This is a genomic window from Burkholderia sp. F1 (assembly GCF_050813845.1).
GTDB lineage: Bacteria > Pseudomonadota > Gammaproteobacteria > Burkholderiales > Burkholderiaceae > Burkholderia > Burkholderia ubonensis.
The window spans coordinates 3,417,205-3,432,240 of sequence record NZ_CP172421.1 but is presented as its reverse complement, the minus strand read 5'-3'; the positions used below and the strand labels follow the sequence as shown (position 1 = coordinate 3,432,240).

Here is a 15,036-nt window from a genome sequence, read left to right as displayed (position 1 = left end):
TCTACCGGGCTTTCGCATTTGGTGGCGAATCAGGGACTCGAACCCCGGACCTGCGGATTATGATTCCGTCGCTCTAACCGACTGAGCTAATTCGCCGAAGACTTGAATTATGCTGATGCCCAATCGGGGTGTCAACACCTTTTTTCATATTTCTCGAAAAAAGGTGCCGGCGCCGCGCTCCGGCCCGCCGCACGGGCCGAAGCAGGCGCCTCAACCCTCAATCCTGCGCATAGATATTCGAATCCTTCGTCTCCTTGACGAACAGCAGCCCGATCACGAACGTCACCAGCGCGATCACGATCGGATACCACAGCCCCGAATAGATGTTGCCCTGCGCCGCGACGATCGCGAACGCGGTCGCCGGCAGGAAGCCGCCGAACCAGCCGTTGCCGATGTGATACGGCAGCGACATCGACGTGTAGCGGATCCGCGTCGGGAACATCTCGACCAGCATCGCGGCGATCGGCCCGTAGACCGCCGTCACGTAGATCACGAGGATCGTCAGGATCACGATCGTCATCGGCCAGTTGATCTGCGCCGGATCGGCCTTCGCCGGATAGCCGGCGGATTTCAGCGATGCGGCGAGCGTCTTGTCGAACGCCGCGCCCTTCGCCTTCGCGTCGGCCGCCTTGCCGTCGTAGGCGTCGATCACGGTGTCGCCGACCTTGATCTGCGCGGTCGTGCCGGCCGGCGCCGCGACGTTCTCGTAGTTCAGGCCCGCCTTCGCGAGCGCGCTCTTCGCGATGTCGCACGAGTTCGTGAACTTCGACGTGCCGACCGGGTTGAACTGGAACGAGCAGGTGGCGGGATCGGCGACGACGGTGATCGGCGCCTTCATCGTCGCGAGCTCGAGCTGCGGGTTCGCGTAGTGCGTGAGCGCCTTGAACAGCGGGAAGTAGGTCAGCGCCGCGATCAGGCAGCCGGCGAGGATGATCGGCTTGCGGCCGATCCGGTCCGACAGCGAGCCGAAGAACACGAAGAACGGCGTGCCGATCAGGAGCGCGATCGCGATCAGGATGTTCGCGCTCGAGCCGTCGACCTTCAGCGTCTGCGTGAGGAAGAACAGCGCGTAGAACTGGCCCGTGTACCACACGACGGCCTGGCCGGCCGTCAGGCCGACGAGCGCGAGGATCACGATCTTCAGGTTCTTCCACTGCCCGAACGCTTCGGTCAGCGGCGCCTTCGACGTCTTGCCCTCGGCCTTGATGCGCAGGAACACCGGCGACTCGTTCAGCTGCAGCCGGATCCACACCGACACGCCGAGCAGCAGGATCGACGCGACGAACGGCACGCGCCAGCCCCACGCGCCGAACGCTTCCTCGCCGATCATCGTGCGCACGCCGAGGATCACGAGCAGCGACAGGAACAGGCCGAGCGTCGCGGTCGTCTGGATCCACGCGGTGTAGAAGCCGCGCCGGTGCGAGGGCGCATGCTCCGCGACATAGGTCGCGGCGCCGCCGTACTCGCCGCCGAGCGCGAGGCCCTGCAGCAGCCGCATCGCGATGAAGATCACCGGCGCGGCGATGCCGATCGACGCGTAGCCGGGCAGGAAGCCGACCACGAACGTCGAGATGCCCATGATCACGATCGTCACGAGGAACGTGTGCTTGCGGCCGACGAGGTCGCCGAGCCGTCCGAACACGATCGCGCCGAACGGGCGTACCGCGAAGCCTGCGGCGAAGCCGAGCAGCGTGAAGATGAAGGCGGCGGTCGGGTTGACGCCGGAGAAGAAGCTCTTGCTGATGAAGGCCGCGAGCGAGCCGGCCAGATAGAAGTCGTACCACTCGAACACGGTGCCGAGCGACGACGCGAAGATCACCTTCCGCTCTTCGCCCGTCATCGGCGCGTGCGCAATTTGCCCGCCTAACGTTGCCATGAATCGTCTCCAAGTCTCTTGATATAGGTGTTGGGTCGCCCTGGAAGGCGAGCCTGTCGACGATTATTGGCAGGCAAACTTACGGCGCACTGACTCGCCGGCGCAAAACGATTCCACGTTAACCCGCGGCGAACGACGGTCTTCGTGCAGCGTTCGTTTCGAAAACGGCGCGCAAATTCGCGCAATCAGCGGCGTTGCGGCAGGATGCTGCGGCGCACGTCAGGGTTATTCCGGGGCCGGGTCGTGCAAGGGGAGCGTCACGCGCACGAGCGTGCCCGCGAGACGCGGCATCGCCTGGTAGACGTGATCGTCGAGCGTCAGCGTGCCGCCGTGCTGCGCGACGATCTCGCGCACGATCGCGAGCCCGAGGCCGCTGCCGTCGCCTTCGCGGCCGAGGATCCGGTAGAAGCGCTCGAGCACGCGCTCGCGTTCGGCGGCCGGGATGCCGGGGCCCGTGTCCTCGACTTCCAGGTGCGCGAGCCGCGCGGCGCGATCCTCGCGCACCCGCACGGTGATGCGGCCGCCTTCCGGCGTATAGCGGATCGCGTTGTCGATCAGGTTGCCGAGCATCTCGCGCAGCATCAGCGGATTGCCGTCGACGTCGAGCGGCACGTCGTCGTCCGGGCCTTCGTAGCCGAGGTCCATCCGCTTCGCGAGCGCAGCCTGCACCCAGTCGCGCACCGCGCGCCGCGCGAGCGTTGCGATCTCGACGGGCTCGAACATCAGCCCGCTCGCGCGGTTCTCGGCACGCGCGAGCGCGAGCAGCTGCGTGACGAGCCGCGCGGCCTGCTCGGAACTCGTCGCGATCTGCTCGAGCGAGCGCTGCACGTCCGCGGACACCTCGTGGCGCAGCGCGAATTCGGCCTGCGTGCGCAGCCCGGCGAGCGGCGTCTTCATCTGGTGCGCGGCGTCGGCGATGAAGCGCTTCTGCAGCGCCATGCTCTGTTCGAGGCGCGCGAGCAGGTCGTTGAACGACGTGACGAGCGGCTCGATCTCGGGCGGCGCGCGCTGCGCCTCGACGGGCGACAGGTCGTCCGGACGCCGCGCGCGGATGTGGGCCTGCAGCGCGGTGAGCGGCGCGAGCCCGCGCGACAGCCCGAACCAGACGAGCAGGATCGCGAGCGGCAGGATCACGAACTGCGGCAGGATCACGCCCTTGATGATGTCGTTCGCGAGCGCGTTGCGCTTGTCGAGCGTCTCGCCGACCTGCACGAGCACCGGCTGCGGGCCGCTCGGCTGCGGCAGCGCGACTGTCGTATACGCGACGCGGACGTCGTTGCCGCGCAGCAGGTCGTCGCGGAACGCGACGACGCCCGGCGGCGGGCGGTCCTCGTCGCGCGGCAGCGGCAGGTCCGCTTCGCCCGCGACCAGCTCGCCGCGCGTGCCGAGCACCTGGAAATAGACGCTGTCGACGTTGTCCGCGCGCAGGAAGTCGCGGGTCGCCTGCGGCAGCGTCAGCTCGGCGACGCCGTTGACGGGGTGGATCTGCCGCGCGAGCACGTACGCGTTGGTCTCGAGCGCGCGGTCGAACGGCCCGTTCGCGATCGTCTTCGCGACGAGGTACGTGACGGCGATGCTCATCGGCCACAGCAGCAGCAGCGGCGCGAGCATCCAGTCGAGGATCTCGCCGAACAGCGAGCGCGGCCGCGCGGCTTCGGGCGCGTCGGTTTCGTCGGGCGGCGCGAACGGGTTCTCGTAGCGTGCGTCGCGCGCGGCGTCGGCGGCGGAAGCGGGCTCGCCGGTCGGGGGGCGGAAGCGGGCCGGCGTGGCCATCGCGGCGACGGCCGACCGTCAGCGCAGCGGCGTGCCGGCTGACGCGGGGCGGGGCTCCGCCGCGTCGGACGGAGGGGGGGCGGCGACTTTCTCGAGGCAGTAGCCGAGCCCGCGCACGGTGGCGATTCGCACGCCGCTCGGCTCGATCTTCTTGCGCAGCCGGTGCACGTAGACCTCGATCGCGTTGTTGCTGACTTCCTCGCCCCATTCGCACAGATGGTCGACGAGCTGCTCCTTCGACACGAGGCGGCCGATCCGCTGCAGCAGCACTTCGAGCAGGCCGAGCTCGCGCGCGGACAGGTCGAGCACGCGGTCGTTCGCGTACGCGATGCGGCCGACCTGGTCGAACGCGAGCGAGCCGTGCCGCACGACGGTCGGGCCGCCGCCCGCGCCGCGCCGGGTGAGCGCGCGCACGCGCGCCTCGAGCTCGTTGAGCGCGAACGGCTTGGCCATGTAGTCGTCGGCGCCGAGGTCGAGGCCCTTCACGCGCTCGTCGACGCTGTCGGCGGCGGTCAGGATCAGCACGGGGAGGTTGGAATTGCGTGCGCGCAGGCGCTTCAGGACGTCGAGCCCGGACAGCTTCGGCAGGCCGAGATCGAGGATCAGCAGGTCGAACGTCTGCATCGACAGGGCCGTGTCGGCCTCGACGCCGTTCTTCACATGGTCGACGGCATAGCCCGATTGGCGGAGTGACCGGGTGAGGCCGTCCGCGAGTATGCTGTCATCTTCGGCGATGAGAATTCGCATGTGCGTGACCGGTGGCCGGCAGGGCGATCATGCCGGCGCGGCTGTCTCCGAAGTGGTTCGTGTGTTGCGCGGCCCAATTGCGGGCTTGCATAAAACACTGTTTTTTTATACAGTGTCTGCATTCGTGCGCAGCGGCTCGTCCGGCGCACCTCAATCAGACGCTGCTCATCATAGCAAAGGACGATTCATGGAAGATAGCAAGAAAGGCTCCGGGCTGACTGCCGAGAAGAGCAAGGCGCTGGCCGCCGCGCTCGCGCAGATCGAGAAGCAGTTCGGCAAAGGGTCGATCATGCGCATGGGCGACGGCGAAGCCACCGAGGACATCCAGGTCGTGTCCACGGGCTCGCTGGGCCTCGACATCGCGCTCGGCGTCGGCGGCCTGCCGCGCGGCCGGGTGGTCGAAATCTATGGTCCGGAATCGTCCGGCAAGACCACGCTCACGCTGCAGGTGATCGCGGAGTTGCAGAAGCTCGGCGGCACCGCGGCGTTCATCGACGCCGAGCACGCGCTCGACGTCCAGTACGCGTCGAAGCTCGGCGTCAACGTGCCCGAACTGCTGATCTCGCAGCCGGACACCGGCGAGCAGGCGCTCGAAATCACCGACGCGCTGGTGCGCTCGGGCTCGATCGACATGATCGTCATCGACTCGGTCGCGGCGCTCGTGCCGAAGGCCGAAATCGAAGGCGAGATGGGCGATTCGCTGCCGGGCCTGCAAGCCCGCCTGATGTCGCAGGCGCTGCGCAAGCTGACGGGCACGATCAAGCGCACGAACTGCCTCGTGATCTTCATCAACCAGATCCGGATGAAGATCGGCGTGATGTTCGGCAACCCGGAAACCACGACGGGCGGCAACGCGCTCAAGTTCTATGCGTCGGTGCGTCTCGACATCCGCCGGATCGGCTCGATCAAGAAGAACGACGAGGTGATCGGCAACGAAACCCGCGTGAAGGTCGTGAAGAACAAGGTGTCGCCGCCGTTCCGCGAAGCGATTTTCGACATCCTGTATGGCGAGGGCATCTCGCGTCAGGGCGAGATCATCGACCTCGGCGTGCAGGCGAAGATCGTCGACAAGGCGGGTGCCTGGTACAGCTACAACGGCGAGAAGATCGGTCAGGGCAAGGACAACGCGCGTGAATTCCTGCGCGAGAATCCGGAAATCGCGCGCGAGATCGAGAACCGCATTCGCGAATCGCTCGGCGTCGCTGCGATGCCCGATGGCGCAGGCAACGAAGCCGAGGCGATGGACGAAGAAGAGTGATGGTCAGGCGCCGGGGCGGAACGGGCGAGCCGGAGGAGTACGACGCGCGCGGCGCGCCGGGCGACTCCGAGCGGCGCGCCGCGTCCCCGGGCGCCAGCCGGCGGTCCGCGGGCGCTTCAGCCAGCCATGCCGCGAACCGCACCGCGACGAGGGCATCCGACGATGCCCTCGTTGCATTTGAGGTGACCGCGCCGGACGATCCGTTCGAACACGACGAATCGTTCGATGCGCATGACCGGGCGCGCCGCCGCGTGTCCGGCGTCGGCTTCCCGCGCGAGAGCGCGTCCGGCGCATCCGCCGCGGCCTCGGAAGACGTCTATACCCGCACGAGCCAGAACCCGCGCCGCACGCGCCGGTCGGCCGGCGCCGCGGCCGAGGCGGAGGGCGGCGCGTCGGCACGCAAGTCTTCGTCGTCGAAACCCGTTCGGTCGCTGAAGGGCCGCGCGCTCGGCTACCTGTCCCGGCGTGAGTACAGCCGCGCCGAACTGGCGCGCAAGCTCGCGCCTTATGTGGGCGACGACGAATCCGTCGAGCCGGTGCTGGATGCGCTGGAGCAGGAAGGCTGGCTGTCCGACGCGCGTTTCGCCGAGAGCCTCGTGCATCGCCGCGCGTCGCGGGTCGGCGCGGCGCGGATCGTCAACGAGCTGAAGCGTCATGCGGTCGGCGACACCCTCGTCGAGGAGGTGAGCGCGCAGCTTCGGGAGACGGAATGGGCACGCGCGCAGGCGGTCTGGCGCAAGAAATTCGGTGCACTGCCGCAAACGCCTGCCGAGCGCGCGAAGCAGGCGCGCTTCCTGGCGGCGCGTGGCTTCTCGAGCGCGACCATCGTGAAGTTGCTGAAGTGCGGCGACGAAATGTTCGGCGACGACTGACCGCCGAAGCCGCGCGCGGCACGCGATTTTGCTGCATTGCAACCACTTCCTGACAGGCGGGAATACCCGCCGTCACGTCAGCCTGTCTCAAATACCCGATATGGTAAAATCCACAGGTTTTCCTCTTCGGCCTCAACCTCCAGCATGCCGCTATCCGAGCCCGTGCCCCGTCAGTTGCGACATCGACGCGCAATCCGAGCGGAAGCCTACGAGCGCGGCGACGGCTTGTGGGACATCGAAGCCTGCCTGACCGATCACAAGCCGCGCGACGTCGCGCTTGCGTCGGGCATCCGGCCGGACGGCCTGCCGATTCATGAACTCTGGCTGCGCGTGACCATCGATCGTGACCTCAATGTCGTCGACGCCGAAGCGTCGTCGGAATGGGTGCCGTATCCCGGACACTGCCAATCCGCCAACCCCGCCTACCGGGCCCTCATCGGGCTCAATCTCTTCCGCCACTTCCGCCGCGATGCGACCCGACTTCTGTCCGGCGTCGCGGGCTGTTCCCATCTCACCGAGCTGTGCGCCGTGCTGCCGACGGCGGCGATCCAGGCGTTCGCCGGCGACGTGTGGAACGTGCGGGAGGAGGGCGGCGAGGGGCCGGAGCATGACGGCGCGCCCGCCGAACCGCCGTTCCAGTTGGGCCGCTGCCGCGCGCTCCGGTTCGACGGCGAGGTGGTGCAGCAGTACTACCCGCGCTGGTATGGCGCGAGTCGGCCGGACTCGGGTAGCACGAAGGAATGAACGGAAATCATTCGAAGAAGCGTCCTGAACGACTTTTCATCCAACTCTCAGACTGAAGGGAATCACGCATGAAGATTCACGAGTACCAGGGTAAGGAAATCCTGCGGAAATTCGGAGTCGCGGTACCGCGCGGCAAGCCGGCGTTCTCGGTTGACGAAGCCGTCAAGGTGGCGGAAGAGCTCGGCGGCCCGGTTTGGGTCGTGAAGGCTCAGATTCACGCGGGTGGCCGTGGCAAGGGCGGCGGCGTGAAGGTGGCGAAGTCGATCGAGCAGGTTCGCGAATACGCGAACCAGATCCTCGGCATGCAGCTCGTCACGCACCAGACCGGTCCGGAAGGCCAGAAAGTCAACCGTCTGATGATCGAAGAAGGCGCCGACATCAAGCAGGAACTGTATGTCAGCCTCGTCGTTGATCGCGTGTCGCAAAAGATCGTTCTGATGGGTTCGAGCGAAGGCGGCATGGACATCGAAGAAGTTGCCGAAAAGCACCCGGAACTGATCCACAAGGTCATCGTCGAGCCGTCGACCGGCCTGCTCGACGCCCAGGCCGACGACCTCGCCGCGAAGATCGGCGTGCCGGCTGGTTCGATTCCGCAAGCGCGTGCGATCCTGCAAGGCCTGTACAAGGCATTCTGGGAAACCGACGCGTCGCTGGCTGAAATCAACCCGCTGAACGTCTCCGGCGACGGCAAGGTCATCGCACTCGACGCGAAGTTCAACTTCGACTCGAACGCGCTGTTCCGCCACCCGGAAATCGTCGCGTACCGCGACCTGGACGAAGAAGATCCGGCTGAAATCGAAGCGTCGAAGTTCGACCTCGCATACATCTCGCTCGACGGCAACATCGGCTGTCTCGTGAACGGCGCAGGCCTCGCGATGGCGACGATGGACACGATCAAGCTGTTCGGCGGCGAGCCGGCGAACTTCCTGGACGTCGGCGGTGGCGCGACGACCGAGAAGGTCACCGAAGCGTTCAAGCTGATGCTGAAGAACCCGGACCTGAAGGCGATCCTCGTGAACATCTTCGGCGGCATCATGCGCTGCGACGTGATCGCGGAAGGCGTGATCGCCGGTTCGAAGGCCGTGAACCTGAACGTGCCGCTCGTCGTGCGCATGAAGGGCACGAACGAGGACCTCGGCAAGAAGATGCTGGCCGATTCGGGCCTGCCGATCATCTCGGCGGACAGCATGGAAGAAGCTGCGCAGAAGGTCGTCGCGGCTGCCGAAGGCAAGTAAGCGCGCTATTGAACACGCATGGCGGCGCGGCTTGCACGCGACGCCAATCGAACAGAGGTCAAAATACATGTCGATTCTGATCAACAAGGACACGAAGGTCATCACGCAGGGCATTACCGGCAAGACCGGTCAGTTCCACACGCGCGCCTGCCGTGAATATGCAAACGGCCGCGAAGCATTCGTCGCGGGCGTGAACCCGAAGAAGGCCGGCGAAGATTTCGAAGGCATTCCGATCTACGCAAGCGTCAAGGAAGCGAAGGAAGAAACCGGCGCGACCGTGTCGGTCATCTACGTTCCGCCGGCAGGCGCAGCGGCTGCGATCTGGGAAGCGGTCGAAGCCGATCTGGATCTCGCGATCTGCATCACGGAAGGCATCCCCGTCCGCGACATGATCGAAGTGAAGGACCGCATGCGCCGCGAAGGCCGCAAGACGCTGCTGCTCGGGCCGAACTGCCCGGGCACGATCACGCCGGACGAGCTGAAGATCGGCATCATGCCGGGCCACATCCACCGCAAGGGCCGCATCGGCGTCGTGTCGCGTTCGGGCACGCTGACGTATGAAGCAGTCGCGCAGCTGTCGGCACTGGGCCTCGGCCAGTCGTCGGCAGTCGGCATCGGCGGCGACCCGATCAACGGTCTGAAGCACATCGACGTGATGAAGATGTTCAACGACGATCCGGATACGGATGCGGTCGTGATGATCGGCGAGATCGGCGGTCCGGACGAAGCGAACGCCGCGCAGTGGATCAAGGACAACATGAAGAAGCCGGTCGTCGGCTTCATCGCGGGCGTCACGGCGCCTCCGGGCAAGCGCATGGGCCACGCCGGCGCGCTGATCTCGGGCGGTGCGGATACGGCCGAAGCGAAGCTGGAAATCATGGAAGCGTGCGGCATCACGGTCACGCGCAACCCGTCGGAAATGGGCCGCCTGCTGAAGGCTGCGCTGTAATTTCCGCGACGCAACGTCCTGCAGAAAACGCCGGCCCAGCCGGCGTTTTTTGTTACTCTCGCAAAATATTCCCGTAAGGCTGCGCGCGCATCGCGCGGCTGGCGGCGAACCCGTGTGCGCCTGCGCCCGGCAGACCTTCCACCCTGCGTCCGCCCATGCTCGAATTCCTGTCCACGCTCCATTGGGGCGCCGTGTTCCAGATCGTCGTCATCGACATTCTGCTCGGCGGCGACAACGCGGTCGTGATCGCGCTCGCATGTCGCAACCTGTCGGCGAACCAGCGTCTGCGCGGCGTCGTCTGGGGCACTGTCGGCGCGATCCTGCTGCGGATCGTGCTGATCGCGTTTGCGGTCGCGCTGCTCGACGTGCCGTTCCTGAAGTTTGCGGGCGGCGTGCTGCTGCTGTGGATCGGCATCAAGCTGATGGCGCCTGCCGCCGACGCGCACGACGACATCAAGCCGGCCGACAAGCTGTGGGCGGCCGTGAAGACGATCGTGATCGCCGACGCGGTGATGAGCCTCGACAACGTGATCGCGATCGCCGGCGCGGCGGAGCGGGCCGACCCGTCGCACCGGCTCGCGCTCGTGATCTTCGGGCTCGTCGTCAGCGTGCCGATCATCGTGTGGGGCAGCACGCTGGTGCTGAAGATGCTCGACCGCTTCCCCGTAGTCGTCACGCTCGGCGCGGGGCTGCTCGGCTGGATCGCCGGCGGGCTGATGGTGAACGACCCGGCCGGCGACCGCTGGCCGCTGCTCGACACGCCGGCCGCGATCTACGGCGCGAGCGTGGCCGGCGCGCTGTTCGTCGTCGCGGCCGGCTACGCGCTGAGGAAGCGGCGTGGCACGTCGGGCGCGTCCGGATCGCCCTGACGCGTTGGCCGTCCGGCCGACTGCCGGCCGCGTGGCCCGCTGGCTACGATCGAAACGCCTGTCCGCGCGTCCGTTCGGCAGGCGTTTCTCGTTTCCGGAGCCTGTCATGTTCGAAGCCTTTTCCGTTTCCCTGTTCCGCCGTTTCGCCGTCGATCTGCGACGGGTGCGCCGGCCCGCGCTGCGCTGGCGCCGCGGCGGTTTCACGCTGATCGAGCTGATGATCGTGCTGGCGATCGTCGGCGTCGTCGCCGCCTATGCGATTCCAGCCTACCAGGATTACCTCGCGCGTTCGCGGGTCGGCGAGGGGCTCGCGCTCGCGTCGTCCGCGCGGCTTGCGGTCGCCGACAACGCGGCGAGCGGCGCCGGCCTCGCCGGCGGCTACAGCCCGCCGGCCGCGACCCGCAACGTCGAGTCGGTCCGGGTCGACGACGAGACGGGCCAGATCTCGGTCGTCTTTACCGCCCGCGTCGCGGCCGGCGACGCGAACACGCTGGTGCTGGTGCCGTCCGCGCCCGACAAGGCGGAGGTGCCGACCGCGCGCGTGGCGCTCAGGAAAGGCGCGATGCAGGCGGGCGCGATCGCGTGGGAGTGCTTCGCCGCGGGCAAGCAGGCGTCGTCGCTGCCCGCGCCGGGGGCGGGGCCGCTGCCGGCCGAGGCCGCGACGCTGCCGGCGAAGTATGCGCCGGCCGAGTGCCGTGCGTAGCGGGCGGCGGGCAGGGCGGGGCGGTTTGCGCGGCAAGCGGGCCGTCGCGCCGGCCCGCCGGGGGCGGCGAGTCGCTTGCGCCGGCCATGCATCCGGCGTGACGGCTCAGCACAGAGCGGGGAAAGTTTTGTATAGTGCGCCGGTTGCTGATATCCGGTTTGCTCATGCCCTCTTCCTTTTCCCGCTCGTTGCCGCTCGTCGCGCTGGCGGTCGCCCTGATCGTGCCGTACGCGATCACGAATCACACGTATCCGATTCCGACCTTCTATTCCGAGTTTTCCGCGCTGGCGCTGTATCTGTTGCTGGGCGCGTCCGTGATCCTGCTCGTGCGGACGAGCCGGCCGGCCGCGCCGTTCGCGGCGCCGGCCGCGTTCGCCGCGCCGCTCGGCTTCGCGGCCGTGCTCGTCGCGCAGGCCGCGCTGATGCCGCTGCGGGTGCCGTCGATGAACTGGCTGGCCGTCGGCTACCTCGGCGCGGCGCTGGTCGCGATGCAGGCGGGCTACGTGCTCGCGCGCGAGCAGCTCGCGGAAGCGGCGGCGCGGATCATGGCGGGCGCCTTGCTCATCGGCGGCGTGTTCGCCGTGTTCTGCCAGGTCGTGCAGCTGTTCCGGCTCGAGTCGGCGCTGTCGCCGTTCGTCGTCGTGTACAACATTGCGGCCGACCGCCGGCCGTACGGCAACATGGCGCAGGCGAACCACCTCGCGACCTACATCGCGTTCGCGCTCGCAGGCGCGTTGTATCTGGTGCAGACGCGCCGGCTCGCCGTGTGGGCGTGGCTGATGCTGTCGGTCGTGCTGTCGGGCGGGCTCGCGCTCACCGTGTCGCGCGGGCCGTGGCTGCAGGTCGCGGTGATGGTGGTCGCCGGCTTCTGGATGGCGTGGGCCGAATCGCGCGGCAAGCCGGGCACGCCGGTCAACGTGCGCGCGCGCGCGTGGCTGATGCCCGTCCTGCTCGCCGCCGTGTTCGTCGCGGTGAATGGCGCGGTGCGCTGGGCGAACCTGCACTATCACCTGAATCTCGCGGTGTCGGCGGCCGAACGGATGCGCGACGCGGGCCAGATTGCGCCGCGCCTCGCGCTCTGGAAGTACGGCCTCGCGATGTTCCGCGAGCATCCGCTGCTCGGCGTCGGCTGGGGCGAGTTCCCGTCGCACCAGTTCGCGCTCGCGCGTGCGCTCGGCGGCGTCGAGATCGCGAACAACTCGCACGACATCTTCATCGACCTGCTCGCGAAAACCGGCCTGCTCGGCCTCGGCGTGCTCGTCGTCACGCTCGTGCTGTGGTTCGTGCGCGCGCTGCGCGCGCCGCAGACGAGCACGCGCGTGTTCGGTTTCGCGCTGGTCGGCGTGCTGCTGATGCACGCGCTGGTCGAGTATCCGCAGCAGTACATGTTCTTCCTGCTGCCGGTGATGTTCGTGATCGGCCTGCTCGAGGCAAAGCCGCTGCGCATCGTGCCGGGCCGCGCGGCGTTCGCGCTGTTCGCGCTGCTGACGTTCGGCGGCCTGCTCGCGGCGCTGCCGGTGCTGCGCGACTACCAGCGCGCGGAAGTGCTGTATTACGGCACCGACCCGGCCGCGCAGTATCGCGACGCGCCGTCGCTGCTGTTCGGCGCGTGGGGCGACTACGGCGCGGCGACGCTGCTCACGCTTTCGCGCGACGCCCTGCCGGCCAAGCTGGCGGCACACGAACGCGCGATCGCGCTGCTGCCCGGCGAGACGGTGCTGCGCCGCTATGCGGTGCTGCAGGCGCTGGACGGCCGCGATGCCGACGCGCTGGATACGGTCGCGCGCCTGCATGTTTTCGCGAAGGAACTGAAGGACTGGCCGCAGCAGCTCGCGGCGCTGTACAAGCTGTGCGACGAACAGCCTTCGCTGAAGTCCTTCAAGGCGGCCCTGGTCGCGAAGTACGGGGATGTGCCGGCCGACGCGCTCGACGAGTCGGACGACGAAGACAGCGAGTGACCCCGTCGCGCAATCGTCCGGAACGACGATTGCGCGATGCGCTCCGCGCGCATCGGTTGACGTCGATTGCGTCGCGGATCGCATGGATTCCGCGGGCATTGGCGGGATTCACGTCAAGTATTGTCAAATCGCCGCTATTGGGCGGGAAGGGCGCGCACAATGCGCCGAAGCGCCGGGATGCCAGCCGATCCATGCGGGTATCGCGGCGCGCGGTATCGGGTCATCGAAGCCTCGGGGAAGACGGTCGGGCGGCCCGCACGGGCCGGCCTGCCGTCGCGGGCGCGCCGCCGACGGCCGGGCACGGTCGGCCGGGCAGGCACCGCACCACGACCGGCAACCGGGATGCGGCGAATCCATCCTGAAGCAACGCTGCAGAATTCCAATCGAATATGGCTACCTGCCCGACCTATCTGATGCTGCCCCTTGTCGCCGTGCTGCTCGCCGGCTGCGCGGTGTCCTCGCAGCAAGACAGCAAGCTGACGTGCCGCATCCCGCGCGCCGTCTATCCTGAGACGGCAAAGCCGCTCACGCGTCCCGCGACGGTGTTGGTGCGGGCACTGATGACGACCTCCGGGGTGGCGGAAAACGTGACGATCACGACCAGCAGCCGCAATGCCGCCGCGGACCGCGCCGCGGCCGAAGCGATGTCGCGCGCGACCTGCACGCAGACGGGGCCTGCGGCGAATCCGTTCACGCTGACGCAGCCGTTCGTGTTCGAGCCACGGCGCGGCGGCTGACCGTCGCGGCGCGGCTGCCTGCGTGGATCAGTGCCGCGGCATCAGGTTTGCGCCGCGGCACGTGGGCTCCGGTGTGTCCTGCAATCCGAGCATCGTGAAACCGTTGGCTTCCTGGCGGATCAGGCCGTAGCGCTTCGCGACGGGTTGCCCTGACTTGCCGGTCAGCGCAATCTCGACCTGGAAGCGGTCCTTCGCGGTGGAGCAGCCGCGCACCGCGCCGTACCCGAACGACGTGTCGGGCGCCTTGCGCCGTTCGTTGAGTGCCTGCCGCGCTTTCAACGCGGCAGCGGCCGACGCGGGGTCGCTCCATTCGCGCGCGAGCGGATCGTCGACGCTCAGCCATTCGTCGACGAAGTCCCGGCCGTTTGCGGCGGCGGGCTGCACGCGGTGCACGGTGTCGCCGTCCAGGCGATAGCGGTAGATGCCCGGCCGCACCAGCAGGTCGAAGTCGATCGAGTGGACCGCCGCGCGCAGCTCGAAACCGTCGGGGCGTGTCTTCAGCCTGAAGTTGTCTTCGTCGAACCAATAGTCCTTGCCCATCCGGAACACTGCGCGCTGCGGCGCCGCGCCGTTCGCCGGGACGATCACGTCGGCGACGAAGTGAGTCCACGTCGACGTGCACCAGGGCGTGCCGTGCACGACCACCACCTGTCCTCCCGGCAGCGCCGCGAATTCGAAGCCCCGGCCGTACGCGCCGGAGACATCCTTGTAGTCGTCGCTCTGCCAGCGCAGCACGCGCCGCCAGGCACCGTTGTCCCACGCATAGCCGGCGAGCAGGTTGTCATCGCCGCAGGTGACGTCGAATCCGCTGCTCACGAGGATGAGCGGCCGGGGCGCGGCCGCGCGCTCCACGTGGACCGTCGGATCGTCCCCGAACGACGAATCGCGGTCGGACCCGCCCGGTTTCGCCGACACGCCGAGCGTCGTGGCGAGCATGCGTTGCAGCGCGGCCGGCTCGACGCGTTCGTCGCTGCACGCGAGCCGCGCGTCGATCGCGCCGACGAGCGCCTGCTTGTACGCGCGGATCGCGTCCCGCTGAGCGGGCAGGACGGTTTCGCTGACGTCGCCGCTTTGCTGGCTCGGGATCTGCTGCAGCCGATGCCGCGCGTCGAGCGCGGCGCGCGCGGCGGCGTCGGCGGCGGGGCAGGTGCTTGCGGCATGCGCGACGGACAGGCCGGCGGATGCGATGCACAGCGCCAGGGCGGCGATTTTCTGGATTGTTTTCATCCGGACCTCGGAGGTTGTCTGCCGACCGGCCGCCGTTGCGGCCTCGGCCGGGCAATGCGATTGAAAGAGGGCGGGCAGCACCCGCGAC

The 15,036-nt window shown here is 67.9% G+C and carries 13 protein-coding genes and 1 tRNA gene; 9 read left to right on the top strand and 5 right to left on the bottom strand.

Annotation, left to right across the window (positions count from 1 at the left end; genetic code table 11):
- Positions 1-19: 19 nt before the first annotated feature.
- The 4 genes from ACFIMZ_RS16180 to ACFIMZ_RS16165 form a co-directional block, all read right to left on the bottom strand.
- A tRNA-Met gene (locus ACFIMZ_RS16180) sits at positions 20-96 on the bottom strand.
- A 121-nt stretch (positions 97-217) separates the two neighbouring features.
- On the bottom strand, positions 218-1,876 hold the full coding sequence (locus ACFIMZ_RS16175; protein ID WP_431820380.1) for an MFS transporter: 1,659 nt from the start codon (positions 1,874-1,876) through the stop codon (positions 218-220).
- 225 nt (positions 1,877-2,101) lie between these two features.
- Positions 2,102-3,649, bottom strand: coding sequence for a sensor histidine kinase N-terminal domain-containing protein (locus ACFIMZ_RS16170; RefSeq protein ID WP_431820379.1), 1,548 nt, complete (start codon positions 3,647-3,649; stop codon positions 2,102-2,104).
- A gap of 18 nt (positions 3,650-3,667) precedes the next feature.
- Positions 3,668-4,396: a response regulator gene (locus tag ACFIMZ_RS16165; protein ID WP_431820378.1), complete on the bottom strand. Its 729-nt coding sequence runs from the start codon at positions 4,394-4,396 to the stop codon at positions 3,668-3,670.
- A gap of 187 nt (positions 4,397-4,583) precedes the next feature.
- Between ACFIMZ_RS16165 and recA the strand changes: the two genes are divergently transcribed.
- From recA to ACFIMZ_RS16120, 9 genes are all read left to right on the top strand, one after another.
- The gene (recA, locus tag ACFIMZ_RS16160) at positions 4,584-5,654 is read left to right on the top strand and encodes a recombinase RecA (RefSeq protein ID WP_124507858.1); all 1,071 of its coding nucleotides are present in this window, start codon (positions 4,584-4,586) and stop codon (positions 5,652-5,654) included.
- Positions 5,654-6,526, top strand: coding sequence for a recombination regulator RecX (gene recX, locus ACFIMZ_RS16155; RefSeq protein ID WP_431820377.1), 873 nt, complete (start codon positions 5,654-5,656; stop codon positions 6,524-6,526). Before recA ends, recX begins: the two co-directional genes overlap by 1 nt.
- A 144-nt stretch (positions 6,527-6,670) precedes the next feature.
- Positions 6,671-7,270, top strand: coding sequence for a DUF2889 domain-containing protein (locus ACFIMZ_RS16150; protein WP_431820376.1), 600 nt, complete (start codon positions 6,671-6,673; stop codon positions 7,268-7,270).
- A gap of 68 nt (positions 7,271-7,338) precedes the next feature.
- Complete coding sequence (gene sucC / locus ACFIMZ_RS16145) at positions 7,339-8,505, top strand: ADP-forming succinate--CoA ligase subunit beta (protein ID WP_431820375.1); 1,167 nt, start codon at positions 7,339-7,341, stop codon at positions 8,503-8,505.
- Between the two features lie 67 nt (positions 8,506-8,572).
- Positions 8,573-9,454, top strand: a complete 882-nt coding sequence (gene sucD / locus ACFIMZ_RS16140; RefSeq protein ID WP_431820374.1) for a succinate--CoA ligase subunit alpha — start codon at positions 8,573-8,575, stop codon at positions 9,452-9,454.
- A 155-nt stretch (positions 9,455-9,609) separates the two neighbouring features.
- Positions 9,610-10,323 (top strand): TerC family protein, encoded by a 714-nt coding sequence (locus tag ACFIMZ_RS16135; protein ID WP_431820373.1) that lies wholly within the window; start codon positions 9,610-9,612, stop codon positions 10,321-10,323.
- Positions 10,324-10,429: 106 nt separating this feature from the next.
- Positions 10,430-11,026: a pilin gene (locus ACFIMZ_RS16130; RefSeq protein WP_431820372.1), complete on the top strand. Its 597-nt coding sequence runs from the start codon at positions 10,430-10,432 to the stop codon at positions 11,024-11,026.
- 164 nt (positions 11,027-11,190) lie between these two features.
- Entirely contained in the window at positions 11,191-12,984 is a 1,794-nt protein-coding gene (locus ACFIMZ_RS16125; protein WP_431820371.1) for a PglL family O-oligosaccharyltransferase, read from the top strand.
- A 389-nt stretch (positions 12,985-13,373) separates the two neighbouring features.
- Positions 13,374-13,721 (top strand): TonB family protein, encoded by a 348-nt coding sequence (locus tag ACFIMZ_RS16120; RefSeq protein ID WP_431820370.1) that lies wholly within the window; start codon positions 13,374-13,376, stop codon positions 13,719-13,721.
- A 27-nt stretch (positions 13,722-13,748) separates the two neighbouring features.
- On the opposite strand, the gene ACFIMZ_RS16115 is transcribed toward ACFIMZ_RS16120, so the two are convergent.
- The gene (locus ACFIMZ_RS16115; RefSeq protein WP_431820369.1) at positions 13,749-14,948 is read right to left on the bottom strand and encodes a hypothetical protein; all 1,200 of its coding nucleotides are present in this window, start codon (positions 14,946-14,948) and stop codon (positions 13,749-13,751) included.
- Positions 14,949-15,036: the final 88 nt, after the last annotated feature.